Below are 23,877 nucleotides of genomic sequence, written 5' to 3' on the forward strand. Positions count from 1 at the left end.
ATGGGTCAGAAGGTCAACCCGAACGGTTTCCGTCTCGGCATCACGACGGACCACAAGAGCCGTTGGTTCGCCGACTCGCCGAAGCCGGGTCAGCGTTACCGCGACTATGTCAAGGAAGACGTCGCGATCCGCAAGCTGATGTCGACCGGCATGGAGCGCGCCGGCATCAGCAAGGTCGAGATCGAGCGCACCCGTGACCGCGTGCGCGTCGACATCCACACCGCCCGCCCGGGCATCGTCATCGGTCGCCGCGGCGCCGAGGCCGACCGCCTGCGTGGTGCGCTGGAGAAGCTCACCGGCAAGCAGGTGCAGCTGAACATCCTCGAGGTCAAGAACCCCGAGACCGATGCGCAGCTGGTCGCCCAGGGCATCGCCGAGCAGCTGTCGGCGCGTGTGAACTTCCGTCGCGCCATGCGCAAGGGCATGCAGACTGCCGAGCGCGCCGGTGCCAAGGGCATCCGGGTCATGGTCTCGGGTCGTCTGAACGGCGCCGAGATGAGCCGCACCGAGTTCTACCGCGAGGGCCGCGTGCCGCTGCACACCCTCCGCGCGAACATCGACTACGGCTTCTACGAGGCCCGCACCACCTTCGGCCGCATCGGCGTGAAGGTCTGGATCTACAAGGGTGACCTCACCGCCAAGGAGCTGGCGCGCGAGCAGGCCGTCGCACCGAGCCGCCCCGCCCGTGGTCGTCGTGACGACCGCCGTGGCGAGCGCGGTGGCGCGCGTGGCCGTCGCGACGGCGGTGCTGCCCAGCGCAGCACCGACGCCCCGCTCGAGGCGCCGGTCGCCGAGGACGCAGTCGTCGAGGGCGCCGCGCAGGCTCCCGCCGAGGCGACCACCGGAGGAGCTGAAGCCTGATGTTGATTCCCCGTCGTGTGAAGCACCGCAAGCAGCACCACCCCAAGCGTGGTGGCGCTGCCAAGGGCGGCACCGCCGTCTCGTTCGGTGACTACGGCATCCAGGCGCTGGAGCCGGCATACGTCACCAACCGGCAGATCGAGTCCGCTCGTATCGCCATGACCCGCTACATCAAGCGTGGCGGAAAGGTCTGGATCAACATCTACCCGGACCGTCCGCTCACCAAGAAGCCGGCCGAGACCCGCATGGGTTCCGGTAAGGGTTCGCCCGAGTGGTGGGTCGCCAACGTCAAGCCGGGCCGCGTCATGTTCGAGCTGTCCGGTGTGTCCGAAGAAGTTGCTCGCGAGGCGCTGCGCCTTGCGATGCACAAGCTGCCGATGAAGTGCCGCTTCGTCGCGCGTGAAGGTGGTGACCTCTGATGGCAGTGGGATCTGCAGACCTGACGCCGGCCAAGCTGCGTGAGCTCGACGACGAGGCTCTGTCGGCCAAGCTGGGCGAGGCCAAGCAGGAGCTGTTCAACCTGCGTTTCCAGTCGGCCACCGGCCAGCTGGAGAACAACTCCCGGCTGCGTGCGGTCCGCAAGGACATCGCCCGCATCTACACCGAGCTGCGTGAGCGTGAGCTCGGCATCGGCCGCGTGCAGGAGAAGGCCGAAGCATGAGCGAAGAGAGCAAGGGACAGGCAGTGACCGAGGAACGTGCCGGCAAGACCGACGGCGAGCGCAACTACCGCAAGACCCGCCGTGGTTACGTCGTCAGCGACAAGATGGACAAGACCGTCGTTGTCGAGGTCGAGGACCGCGTGAAGCACGCCCTCTACGGCAAGGTGCAGCGCAAGACCGCCCGCGTGAAGGCGCACGACGAGCAGAACACCTGCGGCGTCGGCGACCGCGTGCTGCTCATGGAGACCCGGCCGCTGTCGGCGCAGAAGCGCTGGCGCGTCGTCGAGATTCTCGAGAAGGCCAAGTAATCGTCCGTATGGCGGGGGCCCCGGCTCCCGTCATACGAACCACCGAAGAAGAAGTTCCATCAGGCTTGCGCGCCCGAGGGCGGCAAGAACCGATGAGACAGGAGAAGAAACGTGATCCAGCAGGAGTCGCGACTGCGCGTCGCCGACAACACCGGTGCCAAGGAGATCTTGTGCATCCGCGTGCTCGGTGGCTCGGGACGTCGCTACGCCGGCATCGGTGACACCATCGTGGCGACCGTCAAGGACGCCATCCCGGGCGGAAACGTCAAGAAGGGCGATGTCGTGAAGGCCGTTGTCGTGCGCACCCGCAAGGAGCGCCGCCGTCCGGACGGCAGCTACATCAAGTTCGACGAGAACGCCGCGGTCATCCTCAAGAGCGACGGTGACCCGCGCGGCACGCGCATCTTCGGCCCGGTGGGCCGCGAGCTGCGTGACAAGCGATTCATGAAGATCATCTCGCTCGCCCCGGAGGTGCTGTAAGCCATGGCAGGCAAGCCGAAGATGAAGATCAAGAAGAACGACCTCGTGCAGGTCATCTCCGGTAAGGACAAGGGCCTGCAGGGCAAGGTCATCTCGGTCGACCCCGAGCGTCAGCGTGTGCTGGTCGAGGGCGTCAACCGGATCACCAAGCACGTCAAGGCCGGTCAGCCCGGTGGTGGCGCTGGTGGCATCGAGGTCACCGAGGCGCCGATCCACGTGAGCAACGTGATGGTCGTCGACCCCGAGTCCAAGAAGCCGACCCGCATCCGCATCCGCGAGGAGCAGGTGGAGCGTGACGGCCGCACCAAGACCGTCCGCACCCGGGTTTCGGTGCGGTCCGGAAAGGACCTGTAAGAGATGACCGCGACCACGAACGAGAAGGTGGCGCCCCGTCTCAAGGCGCGCTACCAGGACGAGATCAAGAACAACCTGCAGAGCGAGTTCAACTTCGCCAACGTCATGCAGGTGCCGACGGTGACCAAGGTCGTCGTGAACATGGGTGTCGGCGACGCCGCCCGTGACTCCAAGCTGATCGACGGCGCGATCAAGGACCTCGCGGCGATCACCGGCCAGAAGCCGGCGGTCACCAAGGCCCGCAAGTCGATCGCGCAGTTCAAGCTGCGTGAGGGCATGCCGATCGGCGCGCACACCACGCTGCGCGGCGACCGCATGTGGGAGTTCCTCGACCGCCTGGTGTCGATCGCGCTGCCGCGCATCCGCGACTTCCGCGGCCTGTCGCCCAAGCAGTTCGACGGCAACGGCAACTACACCTTCGGTCTGACCGAGCAGTCGGTGTTCTACGAGATCGACCAGGACAAGATCGACCGGGTCCGCGGCATGGACATCACGGTCGTCACCACTGCGAGCAACGACGACGAAGGCCGGGCCCTGTTGAAGCAACTCGGCTTCCCTTTTAAGGAGAACTGAGCATGGCGAAGAAGGCCCTGGTCAACAAGGCCAACAAGAAGCCGAAGTTCGAGGTCCGCGCCTACACCCGCTGCCAGCGGTGCGGCCGCCCGCACTCGGTCTACCGCAAGTTCGGCCTGTGCCGGATCTGCCTGCGCGAGATGGCGCACCGCGGCGAGCTGCCCGGCGTCACCAAGTCCAGCTGGTGAGGCCCGGTATGACGGGAGCACGCCCCCGTCATACCGCCGCCTGACCGGCATACGAACACCCGATCCACGTAAGAACTACACCGAAGGTCCGGCCACGGACGTGACCAGAAACCACGGTGAGAAGGGCAAGAGCCCAACATGACGATGACCGACCCGATCGCGGACATGCTGACCCGCGTCCGGAACGCCAACTCGGCGCACCACGACTCGGCGACCATGCCGCACAGCAAGCTCAAGGCGCACATCGCCGAGATCCTCCAGGCGGAGGGTTACATCTCCGGCTTCCGCGTCGAGGGCGAGGGCGTCGACAAGACGCTCACCATCGACCTGAAGTACGGCCCCAACCGGGAGCGCTCCATCGCCGGCGTCCGCCGCGTGAGCAAGCCCGGTCTGCGGGTCTACGCCAAGTCCACCAACCTGCCCAAGGTGCTCGGTGGCCTCGGCGTTGCCATCCTGTCCACCTCGTCGGGCCTGCTCACTGACAAGCAGGCCGCGACCAAGGGCGTCGGCGGGGAAGTCCTCGCCTACGTCTGGTGACCCGGAACAGATAAGGAGTTAACGAGATGTCGCGTATCGGACGTCTTCCCGTTCCGGTGCCCAGTGGTGTCGAGGTGACCATCGACGGCCAGGCCGTCGCGGTCAAGGGCCCGAAGGGTCAGCTGGAGCTGACCGTGCCCGCCCCGATCACCGTGGCCAAGGGCGAGGACGGTGCGATCAACGTGTCGCGCCCCAACGACGAGCGTGAGTCGCGGGCCCGCCACGGGCTGACCCGCAGCCTCATCAACAACATGGTCGTCGGCGTGACCGACGGCTTCACCAAGAAGCTGGAGATCCACGGCACGGGTTACCGCGTGGTCGCCAAGGGTGCGGACCTGGAGTTCGCGCTCGGCTACAGCCACCCGATCCTGGTCAAGGCTCCCGAGGGCATCACCTTCGCCGTCGAGAACCAGACCCACTTCTCGGTGACCGGTGTCGACAAGCAGCAGGTCGGTGAGGTCGCCGCCAACATCCGCAAGCTGCGCAAGCCCGACCCGTACAAGGCGAAGGGTGTTCGCTACGAAGGCGAGCACATCCGCCGCAAGGTCGGAAAGGCTGGTAAGTAAGCCATGGCAAAGATTGTGAAGCGCTCCACGAGCAAGGCCGCCGCACGCTCGCGTCGCCACCTGCGTCTGCGCAAGCGGGTCGCCGGCACCGCCGAGCGTCCCCGCCTGGTCGTGACCCGCTCCTCGCGGCACGTCTTCGTGCAGGTCGTCGACGACACCGTCGGCAAGACCGTCGCGTCGGCGTCGACCATGGAGGCCGACCTGCGTTCCTTCGACGGCGACAAGACCGCCAAGGCCCGCCGTGTCGGCGAGCTGGTCGCGGCTCGCGCCAAGGAGGCCGGTGTCGACTCGGTCGTGTTCGACCGGGGCGGCAACAAGTACGCCGGTCGCGTGTCCGCGATCGCCGACGGCGCCCGCGAAGGTGGGCTGACGCTGTGAACGCACCCCACGAAGTCCTCGCTCCGCAGGCTCCGCTCGGTACTTCGCGGGGACCCCGCCGCAATGAGGGCAAGATTTTCACAATGATCGAGAGGAAGCACTGATGCCTGGACCCCAGCGTCGAGGCGCTGCAGGCGCAGCCGGCAGCAACTCGAACAACGAGAACAACAACGACCGTCGCGGTGGCCGCGGCGGACGTGACGGCGGCCGCGACAACCGTCGCGGCGGCGACGACCGCAACCAGTACCTGGAGCGCGTCGTCACCATCAACCGGGTGGCCAAGGTCGTCCAGGGTGGTCGTCGCTTCAGCTTCACCGCGCTCGTGGTCGTCGGTGACGGCCAGGGCACCGTCGGTGTCGGCTACGGCAAGGCCAAGGAAGTCCCGGCCGCCATCGCCAAGGGCGTCGAGGAGGCGAAGAAGAACTTCTTCCGCGTCCCGATGATCGGCGGCACCATCCCACACCCGGTGCAGGGTGAGGCCGCGGCGGGCGTCGTCCTGCTGCGTCCGGCCAGCCCCGGTACCGGTGTCATCGCCGGTGGCCCGGTGCGTGCGGTGCTGGAGTGCGCGGGCATCCACGACGTGCTGAGCAAGTCGCTCGGCTCGGACAACGCGATCAACATCGTGCACGCGACCGTCACGGCGCTGCAGGAGCTGGAGCGGCCCGAGGCCGTTGCCGCCCGCCGCGGCCTGCCGCTGGACGAGGTGGCCCCGGCCGCCATGCAGCGCGCGATGGCGGAGGCTGCCGCCTCGGCCAGCAGCGAGAAGGCAGGTGCCTGATGGCGACGTTGAAGGTGACCCAGGTCAAGTCGGAGATCGGCGGTAAGCCGCAGCACCGTGAGACGCTGCGCTCGCTCGGTCTGAAGAAGATCGGTCAGACCGTCGAGAAGCCGGACAGCCCGGAGTTCCGTGGCATGGTCCGCGCGGTGGCCCACCTGGTCACCGTTGAGGAGAAGTGATGGCTGAAGAGAAGACGCACGCACTGAAGGTGCACCACCTGCGTCCGGCTCCCGGTGCCAAGACCGCCAAGACCCGCGTGGGTCGCGGTGAGGGCTCCAAGGGCAAGACCGCCGGTCGCGGCACCAAGGGCACGAAGGCGCGCTACCAGGTGCCCGAGAGCTTCGAGGGTGGGCAGACTCCGCTGCACATGCGGCTGCCGAAGATGCGCGGTTTCAAGAACCCGTTCAAGGTCGAGTACCAGGTGGTCAACCTGGACAAGCTCGAGAGCCTGTTCCCGCAGGGCGGCGACGTGACCGTCGCCGACCTGGTGGCCAAGGGCGCGGTCCGCAAGGGCCAGCCGGTCAAGGTGCTCGGCACCGGTGAGATCACCGTAACGGTGAACCTCACCGTGGAGAAGTTCTCCGCCTCGGCCAAGGACAAGATCGAGGCTGCGGGCGGCTCCATCACCGCCGTGTGATGGACCCGCTCCGGCGTGAACGCCCCGCGGGGGCACGAGACCTGTAGCGGGTCTCGTCCCACCCGCGGGGCGTTTTGCACGCCCCGGGACCTCCGGCCGTAGCACCGGCCGGGTAATCTCACCCCGTGCCCCGCATCCGCTCGGGCGGACGGCACAAAGACTTTGAACCGGTAGCCCCGCCGCGGGCCGCCCAGGAGGATCCACGTTGCTCACCGTCTTCGGCCGCGCGTTCCGGACGCCGGACCTGCGGAACAAGATCTTGTTCACGCTGGCGATCATCGCGATCTTCCGGCTGGGCTCGCACGTGCCGGCACCCGGCATCAGCTACCAGGCCGTGCAGGCCTGCCAGAAGGCCGCCAGCGGCAACCAGTCGCTGCTCGGCCTCGCCAACCTGTTCTCCGGTGGCGCGCTGCTGCAGCTGTCGATCTTCGCGCTCGGCATCATGCCCTACATCACCTCCACGATCATCGTGCAGTTGCTGACGGTGGTGATCCCCAAGTTCGAGCAGCTGAAGAAGGAGGGCCAGGCCGGCCAGACGAAGATGACGCAGTACACGCGTTATCTGACGATCGCGCTGGCGATCCTGCAGTCCTCGACGCTGGTGACCGCGGTGCACAACAACCCGCAGTCGCTGCTCGGCAACGCCCCGGCGTGCGCCAACATCATGTCCGACGGCGCGATGCCGACGCTGGTCATCATGGTGCTGACCCTCACCGCCGGCACCGGCCTGATCATGTGGCTCGGTGAGCAGGTCACCGAGAAGGGCGTCGGTCAGGGTATGTCGATCCTGATCCTCACCTCGGTCGCGGCGCAGGTGCCGGCGCAGATCTGGTCGATCCGCGAGCAGGGCTGGGGCAAGTTCTTCCTCGTCGTGGTGATGGGCCTGGTCATCCTGACCGTCGTGGTCTACGTCGAGAACTCCGTGCGCCGCATCCCGGTGCAGTACGCCAAGCGGATGATCGGTCGCCGGATGTATGGCGGAACCTCCACCTACATCCCGCTCAAGGTCAACATGGCCAACGTGATCCCGATCATCTTCGCCAGCTCGCTGCTGTCGCTGCCGGTGATGGTCGCGCAGTTCACCAACCCGCAGACGTCGGCCAACCCGGCCGACTGGGCGGTGTGGGTCTACAACAACCTTGCGCGGAGCGACCACCCGTCATACATGATCGTCTACACGCTGCTGGTGCTGTTCTTCACCTTCTTCTACGTGTCGATCACCTACCAGCCGGACGAGGTCGCCGACGGCCTGAAGCAGTCGGGGTCGTTCATCCCGGGTGTGCGCGCCGGCAAGGCGACCGCGCAGTACATCAACTACGTCCTCACCCGGATCACCGTCGGTGGCGCCATCTACCTGGCCATCCTCGCGCTGATCCCGTTGATCGCCTTCGCGTTGGTCGGCGCCAACCAGAACTTCCCCTTCGGTGGCGCGTCGATCCTGATCCTCGTCGGAGTCGGACTCGACACCGTCAAGCAGATCGACTCCAAGCTGCAGCAGCACCACTACGAAGGGTTCTTGCGATAACCATGCGACTGATCATTCTGGGTCCGCCCGGCGCGGGTAAGGGCACGCAGGCCGAGCTCATCGCCGCGGAGCGGGGCATCCCGCACATCTCCACCGGCGACATCTTCCGCGACAACATCAAGCGGGAGACGCCGCTCGGCGTGCAGGTCAAGGGCATCCTCGACTCCGGCGGTTACGTGCCCGACGAGGTGACCAACGAGATCGTCGCCGACCGGCTCGCGCAGGACGACGCCAAGGACGGGTTCCTGCTCGACGGCTACCCGCGCACGCTGGCCCAGGTGAAGGCGCTCGACGAACTGCTCGCGGGGGACGGACACGCCCTCGACGCGGTGCTCGAGCTGCAGGTCGACGAGCAGGAGCTGGTGCAGCGCCTGGTCAAGCGGGCCGAGACCAGTGGCCGGGCCGACGACACCGAGGACGTCATCCGCGAGCGGCAGGAGATCTACCGCCGCGAGACCGCACCGCTGGTGCAGACCTACACCGAGCGTGACCTCGTCGTCGACGTCGACGGCATGGGCGAGATGTCCGCGGTGACCGACCGCATCCGCGCCGCGCTCGACAAGGTGGCCGCGGACCGCTGATGTTCGGCCGCGAGAAGCTGCCGGTCAAGACACCGGAGCAGATCCTGCTCATGCGCCGGGCCGGCCTCGTCGTCGGACGGTGCCTGGAGTTGCTGGCCGGCCGTGCCGCGGCCGGTATGACGACCGGCGAGCTCGATCGCGTGGCCGAGGAGTTCATCCGCGACCAGGGCGCGACGCCGAGTTTCCTCGGATACCAAGGGTTTCCGGGGTCCCTCTGTGTGTCGGTGAACGAGCAGGTGGTGCACGGCATCCCCGGTGACCGCCCGCTCGCCGACGGCGACCTGGTGTCGATCGATTGCGGCGCGATCGTCGACGGCTGGCACGGCGACGCCGCGATCACCCTCGTCGTCGGCGGCGACGCGGCCGCACGACCGGAGGACGTCGCACTGTCCGCCGCCACCCGGCGGGCGCTCTGGGCCGGCATCGGCGCGCTCCGGCCCGGCATCGGGATCTACGAGCTGGGCGGGGTCATCCAGGACTCGGTCGAGGCCAGCGAGCTCGAGGACGAACTCACCTACGGGATCGTCGACGGCTACACCGGTCACGGGATCGGCACGAGCATGCACATGGAGCCGACCGTCTACAACGAGCGGGTGCGCCCGCGCGGGCCGATCGTGCGCACCGGAGCCACCGTCGCGATCGAGCCCATGGTGACGCTCGGCACCCACGCATCTCGCGAGCTCGACGACGAGTGGACCGTGGTCACCGAGGACGGCTCGCGCGCCGCGCACTGGGAGCACACCGTCGCCGTCACCGACGGCGGCCTCTGGGTGCTGACCGCGGTCGACGGGGGAGCGGCCGACCTCGCGCAGGTCGGCGCGGCATACGGGCCGCTGGAGTAGGGTTCCCGCCCCGATTTGGGCGGGATGGGCTTCCCGCGTAGACTGGTATGTCGGGTCCGGAGTGTCTTCACTCACCCATCGCGAAACACCGAACGCCTCGCACCGCAAGGTTACGCCGAGCGGGCCGATGAGTCGTGTGTCCGCGCCGGGGGAGGGCGGCACGACGTACCCGCACCAACAGGGCGGCTCTCATCCGGAGAACCGCCCGCCGACAGCAGTTGAAGGAAGGCATGGCCAAGAAGGACGGTGTCATCGAGATCGAGGGCACGATCGTCGAGGCCCTCCCGAACGCAATGTTCCGGGTGGAGCTGACCAACGGTCACAAGGTGCTCGCGCACATCTCGGGCAAGATGCGACAGCACTACATCCGGATCCTCCCCGAGGACCGTGTGGTGGTGGAGCTCAGCCCTTACGACCTGACCCGTGGCCGCATCGTCTTCCGTTACCGCTAAAGGCAAATCCGCCGCAACGCCGCCCGCCTCACGGTGAGTGGCCTGACTTCGAGACAAAAGGTGCGATGAAGGTCCAGCCGAGCGTCAAGAAGATCTGCGACAAGTGCAAGGTGATCCGCCGTCACGGCCGGGTCATGGTGATCTGCGAGAACGCGCGCCACAAGCAGCGTCAGGGCTGAACACCCCGGCACGACTCGCGTCTTCGATTCGGACGCAAGAAGTGAACAACTGAAGATTTCGATTTGCGTGGCCCAGCCCCTCGTCATACGCACGCCGTATGACGGGGACGCCACCCCGGGCGCAGAGGCCCGGGACCTAGCACACATCCACTCCGGGATGCATGCGGGACAGGCCACGCACTGACACCTCTGCGAGACAACCAGGAGAAATGCCACATGGCACGTTTGATCGGTGTCGACCTGCCGCGCGAGAAGCGCGTCGAGGTCGCACTCACCTACATTTTCGGCGTCGGCAAGACCCGCGCCGACGAGACGCTGGCCGCAACCGGCGTCAACCCGGACACCCGTGTCCGTGACCTCACTGAGGACGAAGTCGTGAAGCTGCGCGACCACCTCGAGGGCAACTACCGCCTCGAAGGTGACCTTCGCCGTGAGGTGGCCTCCGACATCCGCCGCAAGGTCGAGATCGGTTCCTACCAGGGCCTGCGCCACCGCCGCAGCCTGCCGGTGCACGGTCAGCGCACCAAGACCAACGCGCGCACCCGCAAGGGCCCGAAGCGCACGGTCGCCGGCAAGAAGAAGGCCAAGTAATCCCGTCGCGTTCTGCGACCGGGACTTAAACCTCACGTATTCGCTTAGTTTTCAGGAGATTTCATGCCTCCCAAGAGCCGTCAGGCTTCCGGCGCGAAGAAGGTGCGCCGCAAGGAGAAGAAGAACGTCGCTGCGGGTCACGCCTACATCCGCAGCACCTTCAACAACACCATCGTTTCGATCACCGACCCGACCGGTGCGGTGATCTCATGGGCCTCGGCCGGCCAGGTCGGCTTCAAGGGCTCGCGTAAGTCCACCCCGTATGCCGCGCAGATGGCCGCCGAGGCCGCCGCGCGCCGCGCGATGGACCACGGCATGCGCAAGGTCGACGTCTTCGTGAAGGGCCCGGGTTCGGGCCGCGAGACCGCCATCCGCTCGCTGGCCGCCGCCGGCCTCGAGGTCGGTGCGATCTCCGACGTCACCCCGCAGCCGCACAACGGTGTCCGCCAGCCCAAGCGCCGCAGCTGACACCCGACGAGAGACTTGAAGGAGATATAGACCATGGCCCGTTACACCGGCCCCATCACCAAGAAGTCGCGTCGCCTCAAGACCGACCTCGTCGGTGGCGACAAGAACTTCGAGATGCGCCCCTTCCCGCCCGGCCAGCACGGCCGTGGCCGGGTGCAGGAGAAGGAATACCTCACCCAGCTGCAGGAGAAGCAGAAGGCTCGCTTCACCTACGGCGTGATGGAGAAGCAGTTCGTCCGCTACTACAAGGAGGCGGCCCGCCGCCCCGGTAAGACCGGCGAGAACCTGCTGACCATCCTGGAGTCCCGCCTGGACAACGTCATCTACCGCGCCGGCCTGGCCCGCACCCGTCGTGCCGCCCGCCAGATGGTGACCCACGGCCACTTCGAGGTCAACGGCGTCCGCGTCGACGTCCCGTCCTACCGCGTCGAGCAGTACGACATCATCACCGTCCGCGAGCAGTCGCGGCAGAAGTTCCCGATCGAGTTCGCTCGCGAGACCTTCGGTGAGCGTCCGGTGCCGGCGTGGCTGCACGTCGTCCCGGGCACCCTGCAGATCCTGGTGCACGCCCTCCCGGTGCGCGACCAGATCGACGTGCCGCTCACCGAGCAGCTCATCGTCGAGCTCTACTCCAAGAACTGACGCTCGTTCCTCGCGTCTGTTCTTGTCGTCGGGCTCTTGGCTACGGCTCCTCGCGCGGGTTGTCGCCAGCCTTCGGTGAGTGACGGCTTCCTCGCCGGTTGACGGTCGGATACGACCGTCAACCGGCAGAGGGACCGTCACTCGTGGCTCGTAGCTGGTCGAGTAGGGCGAGCCCCCAGGGGCGAGCCCGTATCGAGACCAGCTCCCGCCATACAGGACTGAAAACTCAATAACGCCAGGCGAATACAGAGTCGCCTGGCGGTTCACAGGGCTTCATATAGCGGTGGCCCTGAGGAAAGGAAACAAGAAGTGCTTATCGCACAGCGCCCCACTCTGAGCGAGGACGTTGTCTCCGACAACCGGTCCCGCTTCGTCATCGAGCCGCTGGAGCCGGGCTTCGGCTACACGCTCGGCAACTCGCTGCGTCGCACCCTGCTGTCGAGCATCCCGGGTGCCGCGGTGACCAGCCTGCGCATCGACGGTGTGCAGCACGAGTTCTCCACGATCCCCGGGGTCAAGGAGGACGTCACCGAGATCATCCTGAACATCAAGGGTCTGGTCGTCTCGTCGGAGCACGACGAGCCCGTGGTGATGTACCTGCGCAAGCAGGGCCCGGGCGAGGTCACCGCCGCCGACATCGCGCCGCCGGCCGGTGTCGAGGTGCACAACCCCGACCTGCACATCGCGACCCTGAACGACAAGGGCAAGATCGAGATGGAGCTGACCGTCGAGCGCGGCCGCGGCTACGTCTCGGCGCAGCAGAACAAGTCCGCCGACCAGGAGATCGGCCGCATCCCGGTCGACTCGATCTACTCGCCCGTGCTGGCCGTGACTTACAAGGTCGAGGCGACTCGTGTCGAGCAGCGCACCGACTTCGACAAGCTGATCGTCGACGTCGAGACCAAGAACGCCATCGCGCCGCGTGACGCTATGGCCTCGGCCGGTAAGACCCTGGTCGAGCTGTTCGGCCTGGCCCGCGAGCTCAACGTCGAGGCCGAGGGCATCGACATGGGCCCGAGCCCAACCGACGCCGCGCTGGCCGCCGACCTGGCGCTGCCGATCGAGGACCTGGACCTCACGGTGCGGTCCTACAACTGCCTCAAGCGCGAGGGCATCCACACCGTGGGTGAGCTCGTCGGCCGCAGCGAGGCCGACCTGCTGGACATCCGCAACTTCGGTGCCAAGTCCATCGACGAGGTCAAGGACAAGCTGACCGAGATGGGCCTGCAGCTCAAGGACAGCCCGCCCGGGTTCGACGCGAGCGCGATCGCCGACCGTTACGAGGACGACGACGCCGAGGGCGTCAGCTTCGCCGAGGACGAGCAGTACTGAGCCGCTGAATCACGTTGACGTTCAACGTGGTTCGAAGACCAAGGAGAAAGAATGCCTACCCCAACCAAGGGTCCCCGTCTCGGTGGTGGCCCCGCGCACGAGCGGCTCATCCTGGCCAACCTGGCGCAGGCGCTGTTTGAGCACGACCGGATCACCACGACCGAGGCCAAGGCCAAGCGGCTGCGTCCGCTCGCCGAGCGCCTGGTGACCTTCGCCAAGCGCGGCGACCTGCACGCGCGCCGTCGGGTCATGACCGTCGTGCGTGACAAGGGCGTCGTGCACCGTCTCTTCACCGAGATCGCGCCCGACATGGCCGACCGTCAGGGCGGCTACACCCGCATCACCAAGATTGCGCCGCGCAAGGGCGACAACGCCCCGATGGCCGTGATCGAGCTGGTCCGCGAGCCGGTCAACGCCAAGCCGAAGCGCGCCGTCGTCGCCGAGGCGGAGGGTGCCACCAAGCGCGCCGCCAAGGAGGACGCCGCCGCGGCCGAGGCTGCTCCGGCCGACGCTCCCGAGCTGGAGCCGCTGGACGAGGGCAAGTACGGCGCCGACTCGGCCGCTCCGGTCGACGGTGGCCTGTCGCCCGACCCGGAGAAGTTCACCGTGAAGGGCAACGAGGACTCGATGAAGTACCACGTGCCCGGTTCGCGGTGGTACGACTCGACCGTTGCCGAGGTCTGGTTCACCACCCCCGAGGCCGCGCAGGCCGCGGGCTTCGAGCCGGCCGGTGGCGAGAAGGCTCAGGAAGTCGCCGAGGACGGCGACGACGAGGCCTGATCGGGACTCCCGTCATACGGGAAGGCGGTCCGTCTGCACCATGGGTGCGGGCGGGCCGCCTTTTCGTTGCCCGCGGTCAGAAGGGCGGCGCGGGTGGTGCTGGTGGTGCGGGCTCGAGGCGGAATCCGTCAATCGGCCAATAGATTTCGTAGCCGTCGTGCCGCTCCACCCGCGGCCGGCGGCGAGGCGCCGGAAGTTCCTGCGCCAGGTGGTGGGCGGCGAGGTCCTTGAGGACGCTCGGCATCGCGTCGGTTTCGTAGTAGCGGGCCAGGGCCTTGCTGAGGTGTTGCTCGGCGCGGCTGACTGCCGGTGGTGCGTGGTCCTCGGGCCGGTGGTGGCCATAGGCGGTCGTGGTGACCTCCCGGGTGAGCGTTCGCCAGGTGACGCTGCCGTCGGCGTGTTGTCGTGAGGCCCAGAACCTCCCGGTCTTGGGGTTGTGATGGCCGCGGTGGACGGCGTGCAGGTTGTCGGGGTGCGTCTGACCGGGCTGGTGCTCGCCGGGTGTCGCGTGGTCGTAGGGATTGTCGTGGTCGAGGTCGCAGTCGCTGGCGGGGTGGTCGCAGTCGCCGGGGGCGCGGCAGGTGTGGTCGCGGGCCCGCACGAGGCGGGCCATGCCGGCCGGCACCTGGTAGGTCTTGGCAGCGTCGACGACCGCGCCGGTGGCCGGGTCGGTCACCAGACGGGTCCACAGCGATCCCGCCCGGGTGGCGAGGTCGCGGACCTGGGCGCCGGAGAGGAACCCGACGCCTGGGACCTCCGCGACGTCGGTGCTCGTGCTGCCGGGCACGATGGTGTCGAGGCTGACGACGACGTGCAGCCGTCCGGGCGGTGCGCTGCCGAGATCGGCGTCGCCGGGCACGATGCCGCGGGTCAGCAAGTCGGTGGCGAGGTCGGCTCGCAGCTGCGCCAGGGTGCGGGGATCGCCGGCGGCACGCGCGGCCTTGGCGAGGGCGGTGAGGCGCTGGTGGGCGGTGAACACGAGCACGCTGTCGCCGTCGATCTGCAGAGCGGCGGTGCCGTCGCGGCCTGGGCTGGTCGTCACGTCGCGTCGGTCGAGCGCCTCGGTGTGTTTGCGGTCGCGAGTCGCGTCGGCGGACTCGACAAGTGCGAGTTGCCGGCGCAGGCGGGCGCGGAACCCGTTGCGTGACAGGGGCACTCGCGCATCCGGATCGGTATGACGGGCAGGAGGTGCCAGCACTCGGGACGTGATGGCACCGGCCATGACGGGGTCGAGGTGCGCGGTTTCGGCGTGGACGGTGCGCACGCGCTCGAACGTGGTCGTGCCGTGCGCAAGCTGCGCACGAGCGGTGCCGGCCCGGTCGGGCATGCAGGTGGCGATCCTGACTCGGTCGCGGGCGGCGTGGAGGGTGCACCCGGTCAGGAGCTGGACCTCGTGGATGACGGCTTGCGTGGCGGCGTGCCGGTGCGCGGCGAGCTTCGCAGCGTGGCGTGGATCGTCGGGCGCGATGCGGGCACCGGCGACGACGTCGTCGGTCAGCGCGGCGATGGCCGACAGCGAGACCGCGTCCGCGCACGCCTTGATGGACTCGGCGGCCTGGATGACGTCACCGAGCTGCTCGCGATCTCGACGTACCCGCCCCGCCGGTGCGAAGCGGGCGACCCCCGTCGGGTCGGCGTGTTCGGCGCGCAGCCCCTTGACCAGCAGCCGCAGCGCGGCCGCGACGTCATCGGGCAGGCCTGTGACATCGATGGCGGTCGTCCGCTTGCGTCGGCTCATCGAGGTCACCTCCCTGCCCACGTGTTGCCTTGCGATGTATGTTCGATTCTAGGCGCGACCACTGACACCCTGCCGCATTAAGTTGGTCAGGTGGTCGAGGTGCGACCAACCAGTCACGCGAGCGACGCCAGCGTGCGCCGGGAGAACACCCGCGCCAACGGCAGCAACGCCAGCACGAGGACGGCGGGCACGGCATACCCGCTGCGGAGGGAGCCGGTGCCGATCGCGCCGGTCAGCACCGAACCGACAAGCGCACCAACGTAATTGAACTGATTGAAGCGGGCGATGACCGCATCGATGCGAGCCCGTTCGGCGTCGGCGTCCAGCCTGTCCCCGCGGGCGAGTAGCGCGGCGGCCGAGTAGGACAGTGGGGCGACGACCGCGATGCCGGCCCCGAGCACGAGGAAGCCGAGCACACCGACCGGCCACGAGGGCGCAACGACGATGACGATCAGACCGACGACGGCGACCACCGCGCCGACCCGCAACAACAGTGTGGCGCCGAAGCGGTCGGTGAGCCGGTCACCCGCGATGCGCGCGGCCAGGGAGGCCACCAGATAGGGGAGCGCCGCGAGGGCGACGAGTGCCTCCGGCGCACCCAGCGTGTGGTCGAAATAGACCGAACCCCACGTGGTCGACGCGGTGTCCACCGTGTAGAAGACCACGCACGCGGCGCCCACCAGCAGGATCGGCCGCCACGGGATGTCGCCCGCGCTCGTCGGGTCGACTGCACCCCCACGCCCCGGCAGGTATGGCGCAGCCGCCACCATCAACGGCAGCACCGCAACGCCGACGGACACCGCCGCGACCGAGGCGTGCGGCAGCGCGAGACTGACCAGCGTGCCCACGATGCCGCCCGCGGTCCACGCACCGTGGAACGACGGCAGCAGCGATCGCCGCACCCGGTGCTCGAGCGCGACCGCCTGCATGTTGCTCGTCGCATCGACCACCCCGAGCCCGAGGCCGTAGATCGCCATACCCACGACCAGCAGAGGTATGCCGGGAGCCGGCCCGCTCGCCAACAGCGCGACGCAGACCGTGAGCAGCCCGCCGCGCAGCACGGTCGCGCTGCCGACCCGGGGCGCCAGTCGCTCGGCGAGCAACGACCCCGCCCCGGCCAGGAGCACGATCATCAGCATGAGAAGCGTGAGGCCCAATTGGGAGAGGCCCCAATGCGATTCGACCTTCGGCAACCGTGTGGTCAGCGACAGGAAGGCACACCCCTGCGCGAAGTAGGCCGCCGCGATCGCGGCCCGCGAAGACACCCGCATCTGCGCATGGTGGCACGCTCCCGGCGTCCACGACGGCGAATTGAACGAACGTCCATGAAAGCCGCTCGATAGTCTGCGGCAATGCGCCTGCGGATCGACTTCGGGTATGACGGGACGGACTTCTCCGGCTGGGCGACCCAGCCGGGTCTGCGCACCGTCGAGCAGACCCTCTCCGAAGGCTTGGGCACCATCCTGCGCAGCGCCCCGCCGAAGCTGACCGTGGCCGGGCGCACCGACGCCGGTGTGCACGCCCGCGGCGCCGTCTGCCACGTCGATCTCGACCCCGAGCGCTATGCCGCACTCCGGGGTCGGTCCGAGCGCAGCCCCGCCGATGCGGCCGTGACCCGCCTCGGCGGCGTGCTACCGCCCGACGTCGTCGTCCATCGGGTGCGCGAGGCGCCCACTGGTTTCGACGCGCGCTTCTCCGCGACCTCCCGGCGTTACAGTTATCGCATCATCGACGACCCGGCCGCCGTCGACCCGCTGCGCCGGCGGGACACCGTGGTCGTGCGCGGCCCGCTGGATGAGCACGCGATGAACTCCGCAGCCCGGAACCTGCTGGGACTGAAGGATTTCGCGGCGTTCTGCAAACGGCGAGAGGGCGCCACCACCGTCCGCACCCTGCTCGACTACCGCTGGGAGCGCACGGCGGACGGAGTGCTCGTCGCGACGGTCGTCGCCGACGCGTTCTGCCACTCGATGGTGCGCTCGCTCGTGGGTGCCGTCATACCGGTTGGTCTGGGGCGCAAGCCGATCGAGTGGCCGGCGCAGGTGCTCACGGCTGGGCGGCGGGACCCCGGCGTCACGGTGATGCCGCCGCACGGCCTGTGCCTGGAGGAAGTCAGTTATCCCCCCGACGACCAACTTGCGACGCGCGCCGACGCCGCGCGCGCAGTGCGCACGCTGCCGGAAGAAAGTTTGAGCAACCCGCGCGGGTGAGGGAGAGACGATCGTCTTCTCCCGCACCCGCACGGACCGACGGAGCCGATCACTTGAAGTGGATCACGTACTGGAAGTCGGCTTGCGCGTCGGAGATGTTCACGTGCGAGCGGGTGCCGTAACCAAGCGGCGTGTTCCAGTTGTATTCCTCGACGTCGAACGATCCGTCGTCATAGACCTTGTTGATGTAGGCGACGTGACCGACCTTGTGGACGTCGTTCACCGCGATGCCGCCGACGACAGGCTGGGTGTCGACGACCAGTCCGGCGCCGCGAGCGGCGTCGTCCCAGGTGCCGGCATCACCGAAATGCTGTCCGCGCCAGTCGTTTGCGAAGTCGCCGATGCCGAGCCGATCGGCGATCCGGAAGGCGGCGAATGCGGTGCACTGGTCCTTGGCGAAACCGTAGGTCTGATGGTTGAAGTCGTCCCGCGGCTCCTCACCGGCGCTCGGTGGAGCAGGGTTGCAGTCGGGCACGCCGGGTGCTCGGCCGTCGGTGCCGGTGGTGAGGTATTTGTCGGGGACCCAGGTGTTGTCGGCGGTCTTGTCCCACAGGTCGGCGCCGGCGAATTGCTGGCAGACGACGGGCACCTGGGTGCCTTGGAGGTATTGGTTCTCGATGTGGCCGGGTGCGTCGGCCGGTTCGCCGATGTTCAGGCGGCCGTTGAGGTCGACCTTCGCCGGGAAGTTGGTGACCTGGTCGGCGCCGGCCGTGCCGCCGGCTGCGGTGAGCGCTCCGGTGAGCGTGGCGGCGGCGATTGCTAGGGACGTCGCGCGACGTCCTGTCTTGGTCAACATGGTGATTCGAGTCCTTTCGTTATGACGGTTGGTATGACGGTGCGTTCGGTGCTGCGCGCGCGACCTCAGGCGATCGGTCGCACTCCGGTGTCGAGCCACTCACCGGGGTTGAAGGTGTCGATGCGCACGCTGTCGGTTCCGCGCGGGGGCGCGGCCTGCGCGACCTGACCGTCGCCCAGGTAGATCCCCACGTGATCGGAGCCGCCTGCGCCCTTGAAGACGAGGTCCCCGGGCAGTAGCGACGACGTCGACACCTTCGGGAACTTGTCGTACTGGGTGCCCGAGTAGTCGGTGATGTCGACTCCCGCGCCCTTCCAATAGGCGTAAAGAGTGAATCCTGAGCAGTCGAACCCGAACACGTCGTAGTCGTTGTATCCGCCGGGCGAAGCATCGGCGATCCCGAACGACGGACCACCCTTGCCGCCGGCACCCCACGAGTAGCTCAGCCCCTGCCCCACCTGGGGGCGTGCCGCGTCGAGCACCCGTGCAATCTTCTCGTCGCGGGTCCCGTCCTGCGGGCCCGCCGGGCCATCATTGCGGCCGTGCACGGGGTCAGTCGTCGTGCCGCCGTTGCAGTCGGGCACGCCGGGTGCTCGGCCGTCGGTGCCGGTGGTGAGGTATTTGTCGGGGACCCAGGTGTTGTCGGCGGTCTTGTCCCACAGGTCGGCGCCGGCGAATTGCTGGCAGACGACGGGCACCTGGGTGCCTTGGAGGTATTGGTTCTCGATGTGGCCGGGTGCATCGGCCGGTTCGCCGATGTTCAGGCGGCCGTTGAGGTCGACCTTCGCCGGGAAGTCGTGACTGTCGGCCGCGTGCGCCGCCCCTCCCGTGGACACCGCTCCGACTCCTGCGAGCGCGCTGACGACTGCTACGCCGCAGATCCCGCGGCGCAGTCGCCGGCGCGGACGGCTCGTCGTACCGATGGTCTTTGTGCTGGACATGTCGTCCCTTCCTCTCGGTTGATCGGACGTCGCCAAACTCCCGGAGACCACCAGGTGTTCGGTACCGTGTCAGCCGAGAAAAACCGCAGCAGGACGGCGATCTGACTAGGGGATCTGACAGATCGCGCACGGCGCAGCCGGACTCAGGGGAGTAGTGATGGCGCACCAGGAGGATGCGGTGCGGCGTGCCCGCACCCGCACCGAGATTGAGGGCTTCGCAAAACTGTTGTCAGCTGCGCGTCAGGAGGCCGGGGAGCCGTCCTTTCGCAAGATGGCTGCGACATCGGGGTGCATCTCGCACACGACTTTGCACGAGGCGGTGCAGGGAAACCGCTTCCCGAGTTGGTCGACGACCGAGCAGTTCGCTACCGCGCTGCACCGCGACCCGGCGGATTTCAAGCCGCAATGGGAAGCCGTCAACGCGCTACTCGAACCAGCACAGCCGCCACTGCCGACGCCCGCTTCGCACCAGCCGCCGGAGCCGGTCGAGGACCGGCCGGCCGTCGCGAATGAACCGGACGGCCCGACACGGCGGCGGCCGCCGGTCTGGCTGATCGCGGCGGCTCTGGCCCTGGTGCTCGCGGTCCTCGTGGGTTCGTTGGTTGTATGGCGCGAGCGATCCGGAGTTGCGCATCCTGCTGCCGGAAACACCGCGGCGTTGCTCCCCGGTGGAATACCGCTGTCACCCGGTGGCGCCCACCCGTCGGCATACCCGTCGCCGACCGCTTGCCCGGTGGCGGACGAGCAACGAGAAATAGCGCCTCGGGTCGCCGGTGACCACGCGAGCTACGGAGCAGACCTCACCGTGCCCGACTGCAGCACGGTGGCTCCCGGTCAGACGCTCCACAAGAAGTTCACCCTGCGAAATTCGGGCTCGGTCGCCTGGAAGGGCCGGTCGGTGGTGCGCGTCGACATCCCCTTCACCGAGCGCAGTTGCACCAGCGAGCTGCAGACCTCGGTGCCCGACACTCGGCCGGGTGGCGAGGCGGTCATCGAGGTCGAGGTGACCGCACCTCGGCACAAGGGGCTGTGCGTCGCGCGGTGGATGATGGCCGACGGCGGCCATTGGTCGTTCCCGGGACAGCGGTCCTTCAAAACCCAGGTCTGGGTCCGCTGACCCTCAACCGGTAGTCGGCCAACTCGGCCCCGGCCGCCCCTGTAGCCGCACCCGGATGCCCGGCGGGGCCTGCGCCAGCCGGTCGACGTCGGTGTCGTCGACGACCGCGACCACCGGGTAACCGCCCGTCGTCGGGTGATCGGCCAGGAAGACGATGACCTCACCACTTGGCGGCACCTGTATGGCGCCACGCACGATCGGCTCGCTCGGCAGCGCCGAGTCATCCGCCAGTTGCAGTCGAAAACCGCTGAGGCGCACGCCGATCCGGTCACTGTCGCTCGTCACCGTCCACGCCACCTCGGTGAGCGCTGCCCGCGAGGCCGGCGTGAGTCGATCGGCCCGCGGGCCCCTGGTGACCTCGACGACGATCTCGCCGCCGGTGCTGACGGCCGGGATGGTGAGGTTGACCCGCGGCTCGGCCACGATCGCCTGCCCGATGGGGATGCGGTCACCGGCGTGCACCGGCTTGGCGCCCAGCCCGCTGGAGGTGTCGGTGCTCAGTGAGCCGCCGAATCTGCCAGGCGCCTCCAGGCCGCCGCGCACGGTCAGATAACTGCGCAGACCGTGCACCGCCTGCCCCAGCCGCAGCTCGGAGCCGACGCGCACCGTCACCGGCGCACCGAAGGCGACCGGCCGGCCGTCGACGGTGACCGGGCAGCCGGCACCCGTCACCGCGATCAGCAGGTCCTGCGGCGCGCGCACCACGAGACCGCCGAGCAGCACCTCGAGTCCGGCCGCGCCGACTTCGTTGCCCACCAACCGATTTCCCTGGCCGAGCGACACCCGGTCGATCGCGCCGGACGCCGTGACGCCCTGTCCGGCGAGGCCCGGGCGGCCGAGGTCCTGGACGAGGCACTGCGGGCCGGTGGCGACCACCTCGAGCTCAGCCACGGCCGCGCTCCGTGCCTTCCGACACCCGGAACTGCACCCGGTCGCCAGGAGTCAGCAGCGCGCCGTCACCGCCCGGGTCGAACATCACCGCCGACGTGGTCCCGATCAGTTGCCAGCCGCCCGGCGACGCGCTCGGGTAGACGCCAGAGTAGCGGCCGGCGAGCCCGACCGAGCCGACCGGGATGCGCGTGCGCGGTGAGGATCGGCGCGGCACCTCGAGCGTGTCGCCCGGCCGGGTCAGGTAGCCGAAACCCGGCATGAACCCTAGAAATTCGACTTCCCACGCAGACTCGGTGTGCCACCGCACCAACCCCTCGACCGACATCCCGAGGGCCTCGGCGGCGTCGGCGAGATCCGGGCCGTCGTAGACCACGTCGAGGTCGACGACCGGTGACTCGTGCTCGCTCCGCTCATGGTCGCCGGGATCGGCCTCGCGCAGGTCGCGCAGCACGGCGGTGAGTCGCTCGTGGGCCCCGGCTGCGCCGACCCGACGATCGCCGACCTGCAGCAGGATGGTGCGCTCGGCGGGCACCGACTCGACGCCTTCGTGATCGTGCTCGACCAGCCAGCGGGTGACCGCGCGACGCGTCCCCGAGTCGGGCAGATCGAGGAGCACGGCGCGCTCGCCATACGGACGAACGTCGAAGGTCAGCGCGCCGGTGCTCATGTCACCAAGCTTCGACGCTGACCCCCGCGGTGTCCAGCGCCGACCGCACCGCGCGGGCCAACTCGACAGCCCCCGGCGAGTCACCGTGCACGCACAGCGAGTCGGCGTCGACGGCGACCGTCGCACCGTCGATGGCGGTGACTTCGTGTTCGACCGCCATGCGCACGGCACGCGCCGCGACCTGCCCGGGATCGTGCAGCACGGCACCCTCCTGCGTGCGCGGCACGAGCGTGCCGTCCGCGCTGTAAGCCCGGTCCACAAATGCCTCTCGTATGACGGGAGTCCCTGCGGCAGAAGCCCTTTCGAGCACGACCGATCCGGGCAGCCCGACGAGGGGAAGCCGCGGGTCGACGGCCCGCACCGCGGCGACCACGGCCTCGGCCTGCGCCTGGTGGTGCACGATCGCGTTGTAGAGGGCGCCGTGCGGCTTCACGTAACGGACCCGCGTGCCCTGCGTCCGGGCGATCGCGTCGAGCGCCCCGATCTGATAGACGACGTCGGCGAAGAGATCATCGGGCGCGACCTCGATGAAGCGGCGGCCGAAACCGGCCAGGTCCCGATATCCGACCTGCGCACCGACCCGCACGCCGGCCGCCGAGGCCGCCGCACACGTGCGCACCAGCGTCGCCGGGTCACCGGCGTGGAAGCCGCACGCGACATTGGCCGAGGTGACGATCCGCAACAGCGCATCGTCGTCGCCGAGCTGCCATCGGCCGAAGGACTCGCCGACGTCGGCGTTGAGATCGATGCGCACCGCTGCAGGCTACTTCGGCACGCGGCCGGCAGCGGTCTCAGCCGGCTGCGCGGTGGGTGCGCACGAAGCGGCCGAGCTCACGCAGCGCCCGCCCGGCCTCGGGCACCAGGGGAGCAGCCGCCTGGAAGACGTGCACCTGGCCGTTCCAGATCTGCAGCTGGGTCGGCACGCCGGCCGCCGCGAGCCGGTCGGCCATCTCCTCGGCGTCCGGGCGGAGGATCTCGCGCGACCCCATCTGAATCAGCACCGGCGGCAGACCGGTGAGATCGGCGTCGATCGGCTGCACCCGCTCGCCCTGCACCTCGTGCCGGCGGTCGACCCGGTCGACCAATGCCCGGAGCGCCTCGCAGGCGCGCACCGTGAACAGGTCGCACTTGTCGCGGTGCGGGTTGGCCGCCTTGCGCTCGGTGTCGAGGTCGAGCAGCGGCGACATACCGGCGATCGACGACGGCAGCGGCAGCCCGTCGTCGCGCAGCGCGAGCGCGACGAGGAATGCCAGGTAGCCGCCCGCGGAATCGCCCACGATGCTGATCTTCTCCGGCGGGTAGCCCTTGGCGAGCAGCCAGCGGTAGCCGGCGAGGCAGTCGCCGACCATCTCCTCGACCGTGACCTGCGGCAGCATCCGGAAGTTGACGTTGAGCGCGGGCACCCGGCATACGCGGGAGGTGGACGCGACGAGCAGCCGGTGGGAGGCGAGGCTGCAGACGATGAGGGCGCCGCCGTGCAGGTAGAGCACCGCGCCCTCCTCGGTCGCCCGCGGGGCCCGGATCCACTCGGCGTCGCACGGCCCGAGTTGCACCGACTGCACCGACGTGCCGTCCGGCACGGTGAGCCGGTCGGCGGCGCGGTCCATGATGCGGGACAGCCGGGCGAGCGGCGGTGCGTAGCTCCACAGGTTGAGCGCCGGCTTGGCGACGGCGTGCATCCCGCCCGCGAGAGCCGCGGATCTGCGGCTGGTGCGGGGAAATCGGGTGCGGGCCGGGCCGGCGGGCAGGTCGTTGCCGGCGGCCGCGTGAGCCGACAGCGTCATGAGCGACTCCTTCCGGAGCG

At 68.6% G+C, this 23,877-nt stretch carries 34 protein-coding genes; 26 read left to right on the forward strand and 8 right to left on the reverse strand.

Features of this window, described 5'->3' with window-relative positions:
- From rpsC to rplQ, 24 genes are all read left to right on the forward strand, one after another.
- Positions 1-861 (forward strand): 30S ribosomal protein S3, encoded by an 861-nt coding sequence (gene rpsC, locus HJ588_RS07015; protein WP_171153415.1) that lies wholly within the window; start codon positions 1-3, stop codon positions 859-861.
- Entirely contained in the window at positions 861-1,280 is a 420-nt protein-coding gene (rplP, locus tag HJ588_RS07020) for a 50S ribosomal protein L16 (RefSeq protein WP_171153418.1), read from the forward strand. Before rpsC ends, rplP begins: the two co-directional genes overlap by 1 nt.
- The gene (rpmC, locus tag HJ588_RS07025; RefSeq protein ID WP_171153420.1) at positions 1,280-1,522 is read left to right on the forward strand and encodes a 50S ribosomal protein L29; all 243 of its coding nucleotides are present in this window, start codon (positions 1,280-1,282) and stop codon (positions 1,520-1,522) included. The genes rplP and rpmC overlap by 1 nt, the downstream gene beginning before the upstream one ends.
- The gene (gene rpsQ / locus HJ588_RS07030; RefSeq protein ID WP_171153422.1) at positions 1,519-1,830 is read left to right on the forward strand and encodes a 30S ribosomal protein S17; all 312 of its coding nucleotides are present in this window, start codon (positions 1,519-1,521) and stop codon (positions 1,828-1,830) included. Before rpmC ends, rpsQ begins: the two co-directional genes overlap by 4 nt.
- A 111-nt stretch (positions 1,831-1,941) precedes the next feature.
- The gene (gene rplN, locus HJ588_RS07035; RefSeq protein WP_171153424.1) at positions 1,942-2,310 is read left to right on the forward strand and encodes a 50S ribosomal protein L14; all 369 of its coding nucleotides are present in this window, start codon (positions 1,942-1,944) and stop codon (positions 2,308-2,310) included.
- A gap of 3 nt (positions 2,311-2,313) precedes the next feature.
- Positions 2,314-2,664, forward strand: coding sequence for a 50S ribosomal protein L24 (gene rplX / locus HJ588_RS07040; RefSeq protein ID WP_212755322.1), 351 nt, complete (start codon positions 2,314-2,316; stop codon positions 2,662-2,664).
- A gap of 3 nt (positions 2,665-2,667) precedes the next feature.
- On the forward strand, positions 2,668-3,237 hold the full coding sequence (gene rplE, locus HJ588_RS07045; protein ID WP_171153426.1) for a 50S ribosomal protein L5: 570 nt from the start codon (positions 2,668-2,670) through the stop codon (positions 3,235-3,237).
- 2 nt (positions 3,238-3,239) lie between these two features.
- Positions 3,240-3,425 (forward strand): type Z 30S ribosomal protein S14, encoded by a 186-nt coding sequence (locus HJ588_RS07050; RefSeq protein WP_171153428.1) that lies wholly within the window; start codon positions 3,240-3,242, stop codon positions 3,423-3,425.
- 138 nt (positions 3,426-3,563) lie between these two features.
- Positions 3,564-3,962 carry a 30S ribosomal protein S8 gene (rpsH, locus tag HJ588_RS07055; protein ID WP_171153430.1) on the forward strand — a complete coding sequence of 133 codons (399 nt, stop codon included), beginning with the start codon at positions 3,564-3,566 and terminating at the stop codon, positions 3,960-3,962.
- Positions 3,963-3,988: 26 nt separating this feature from the next.
- The gene (gene rplF, locus HJ588_RS07060) at positions 3,989-4,528 is read left to right on the forward strand and encodes a 50S ribosomal protein L6 (protein ID WP_171153432.1); all 540 of its coding nucleotides are present in this window, start codon (positions 3,989-3,991) and stop codon (positions 4,526-4,528) included.
- A 3-nt stretch (positions 4,529-4,531) separates the two neighbouring features.
- Entirely contained in the window at positions 4,532-4,906 is a 375-nt protein-coding gene (gene rplR, locus HJ588_RS07065; RefSeq protein ID WP_171153434.1) for a 50S ribosomal protein L18, read from the forward strand.
- A gap of 103 nt (positions 4,907-5,009) precedes the next feature.
- Positions 5,010-5,684, forward strand: coding sequence for a 30S ribosomal protein S5 (gene rpsE / locus HJ588_RS07070; RefSeq protein ID WP_171153435.1), 675 nt, complete (start codon positions 5,010-5,012; stop codon positions 5,682-5,684).
- On the forward strand, positions 5,684-5,863 hold the full coding sequence (rpmD, locus tag HJ588_RS07075; RefSeq protein ID WP_171153438.1) for a 50S ribosomal protein L30: 180 nt from the start codon (positions 5,684-5,686) through the stop codon (positions 5,861-5,863). Before rpsE ends, rpmD begins: the two co-directional genes overlap by 1 nt.
- Positions 5,863-6,321: a 50S ribosomal protein L15 gene (gene rplO, locus HJ588_RS07080; protein ID WP_171153440.1), complete on the forward strand. Its 459-nt coding sequence runs from the start codon at positions 5,863-5,865 to the stop codon at positions 6,319-6,321. Before rpmD ends, rplO begins: the two co-directional genes overlap by 1 nt.
- Positions 6,322-6,526: 205 nt before the next feature.
- Entirely contained in the window at positions 6,527-7,846 is a 1,320-nt protein-coding gene (gene secY / locus HJ588_RS07085) for a preprotein translocase subunit SecY (protein WP_171153442.1), read from the forward strand.
- A gap of 2 nt (positions 7,847-7,848) precedes the next feature.
- Entirely contained in the window at positions 7,849-8,427 is a 579-nt protein-coding gene (locus HJ588_RS07090) for an adenylate kinase (protein ID WP_171153445.1), read from the forward strand.
- On the forward strand, positions 8,427-9,269 hold the full coding sequence (gene map / locus HJ588_RS07095) for a type I methionyl aminopeptidase (RefSeq protein WP_171153446.1): 843 nt from the start codon (positions 8,427-8,429) through the stop codon (positions 9,267-9,269). The genes HJ588_RS07090 and map overlap by 1 nt, the downstream gene beginning before the upstream one ends.
- Positions 9,270-9,499: 230 nt before the next feature.
- Positions 9,500-9,721 carry a translation initiation factor IF-1 gene (infA, locus tag HJ588_RS07100; RefSeq protein WP_006946284.1) on the forward strand — a complete coding sequence of 74 codons (222 nt, stop codon included), beginning with the start codon at positions 9,500-9,502 and terminating at the stop codon, positions 9,719-9,721.
- 65 nt (positions 9,722-9,786) lie between these two features.
- A complete protein-coding gene (gene rpmJ, locus HJ588_RS07105; RefSeq protein WP_014742835.1) occupies positions 9,787-9,900 on the forward strand; it encodes a 50S ribosomal protein L36 in 114 nt (37 codons plus the stop codon).
- Positions 9,901-10,116: 216 nt separating this feature from the next.
- Positions 10,117-10,491: a 30S ribosomal protein S13 gene (rpsM, locus tag HJ588_RS07110; protein WP_171153449.1), complete on the forward strand. Its 375-nt coding sequence runs from the start codon at positions 10,117-10,119 to the stop codon at positions 10,489-10,491.
- A gap of 63 nt (positions 10,492-10,554) precedes the next feature.
- Positions 10,555-10,959 (forward strand): 30S ribosomal protein S11, encoded by a 405-nt coding sequence (gene rpsK, locus HJ588_RS07115; protein WP_171153451.1) that lies wholly within the window; start codon positions 10,555-10,557, stop codon positions 10,957-10,959.
- A gap of 33 nt (positions 10,960-10,992) precedes the next feature.
- The gene (gene rpsD, locus HJ588_RS07120) at positions 10,993-11,601 is read left to right on the forward strand and encodes a 30S ribosomal protein S4 (protein WP_171153454.1); all 609 of its coding nucleotides are present in this window, start codon (positions 10,993-10,995) and stop codon (positions 11,599-11,601) included.
- A gap of 309 nt (positions 11,602-11,910) precedes the next feature.
- Positions 11,911-12,933, forward strand: coding sequence for a DNA-directed RNA polymerase subunit alpha (locus HJ588_RS07125; protein WP_171153456.1), 1,023 nt, complete (start codon positions 11,911-11,913; stop codon positions 12,931-12,933).
- A gap of 51 nt (positions 12,934-12,984) precedes the next feature.
- Positions 12,985-13,713: a 50S ribosomal protein L17, sunset domain variant gene (rplQ, locus tag HJ588_RS07130; protein WP_171153458.1), complete on the forward strand. Its 729-nt coding sequence runs from the start codon at positions 12,985-12,987 to the stop codon at positions 13,711-13,713.
- Between the two features lie 76 nt (positions 13,714-13,789).
- On the opposite strand, the gene HJ588_RS07135 is transcribed toward rplQ, so the two are convergent.
- Both HJ588_RS07135 and HJ588_RS07140 read right to left on the reverse strand, forming a co-directional pair.
- Positions 13,790-15,451, reverse strand: a complete 1,662-nt coding sequence (locus tag HJ588_RS07135) for an HNH endonuclease signature motif containing protein (RefSeq protein ID WP_171153460.1) — start codon at positions 15,449-15,451, stop codon at positions 13,790-13,792.
- A gap of 113 nt (positions 15,452-15,564) precedes the next feature.
- A complete protein-coding gene (locus HJ588_RS07140) occupies positions 15,565-16,722 on the reverse strand; it encodes an MFS transporter (RefSeq protein WP_171153462.1) in 1,158 nt (385 codons plus the stop codon).
- A gap of 81 nt (positions 16,723-16,803) precedes the next feature.
- Here HJ588_RS07140 and truA point away from each other — a divergent pair, with 81 nt between their 5' ends.
- The gene (truA, locus tag HJ588_RS07145; RefSeq protein WP_171153464.1) at positions 16,804-17,661 is read left to right on the forward strand and encodes a tRNA pseudouridine(38-40) synthase TruA; all 858 of its coding nucleotides are present in this window, start codon (positions 16,804-16,806) and stop codon (positions 17,659-17,661) included.
- A gap of 49 nt (positions 17,662-17,710) precedes the next feature.
- Here truA and HJ588_RS07150 read toward each other — a convergent pair whose 3' ends face one another.
- The gene (locus tag HJ588_RS07150) at positions 17,711-18,457 is read right to left on the reverse strand and encodes a CHAP domain-containing protein (protein WP_171153465.1); all 747 of its coding nucleotides are present in this window, start codon (positions 18,455-18,457) and stop codon (positions 17,711-17,713) included.
- A gap of 65 nt (positions 18,458-18,522) precedes the next feature.
- Positions 18,523-19,398, reverse strand: coding sequence for a C40 family peptidase (locus HJ588_RS07155; protein WP_171153468.1), 876 nt, complete (start codon positions 19,396-19,398; stop codon positions 18,523-18,525).
- Between the two features lie 157 nt (positions 19,399-19,555).
- On the opposite strand from HJ588_RS07155, the gene HJ588_RS07160 reads away from it, so the two are divergent.
- Positions 19,556-20,515, forward strand: coding sequence for an NBR1-Ig-like domain-containing protein (locus tag HJ588_RS07160; protein ID WP_171153470.1), 960 nt, complete (start codon positions 19,556-19,558; stop codon positions 20,513-20,515).
- A gap of 3 nt (positions 20,516-20,518) precedes the next feature.
- Here HJ588_RS07160 and HJ588_RS07165 read toward each other — a convergent pair whose 3' ends face one another.
- The 4 genes from HJ588_RS07165 to HJ588_RS07180 are packed head-to-tail and all read right to left on the reverse strand — an operon-like array spanning position 20,519 to position 23,857.
- A complete protein-coding gene (locus HJ588_RS07165) occupies positions 20,519-21,406 on the reverse strand; it encodes a 5-oxoprolinase/urea amidolyase family protein (protein WP_171153472.1) in 888 nt (295 codons plus the stop codon).
- Positions 21,399-22,073 carry a 5-oxoprolinase subunit B family protein gene (locus tag HJ588_RS07170; protein WP_171153474.1) on the reverse strand — a complete coding sequence of 225 codons (675 nt, stop codon included), beginning with the start codon at positions 22,071-22,073 and terminating at the stop codon, positions 21,399-21,401. The genes HJ588_RS07165 and HJ588_RS07170 overlap by 8 nt, the downstream gene beginning before the upstream one ends.
- A 1-nt stretch (position 22,074) precedes the next feature.
- The gene (locus HJ588_RS07175) at positions 22,075-22,821 is read right to left on the reverse strand and encodes a LamB/YcsF family protein (protein ID WP_343036690.1); all 747 of its coding nucleotides are present in this window, start codon (positions 22,819-22,821) and stop codon (positions 22,075-22,077) included.
- A gap of 43 nt (positions 22,822-22,864) precedes the next feature.
- A complete protein-coding gene (locus HJ588_RS07180; RefSeq protein WP_171153479.1) occupies positions 22,865-23,857 on the reverse strand; it encodes an alpha/beta hydrolase in 993 nt (330 codons plus the stop codon).
- Positions 23,858-23,877: the final 20 nt, after the last annotated feature.

The organism is Flexivirga aerilata (genome assembly GCF_013002715.1).
In the GTDB taxonomy this organism is placed as follows: Bacteria; Actinomycetota; Actinomycetes; order Actinomycetales; family Dermatophilaceae; genus Flexivirga; species Flexivirga aerilata.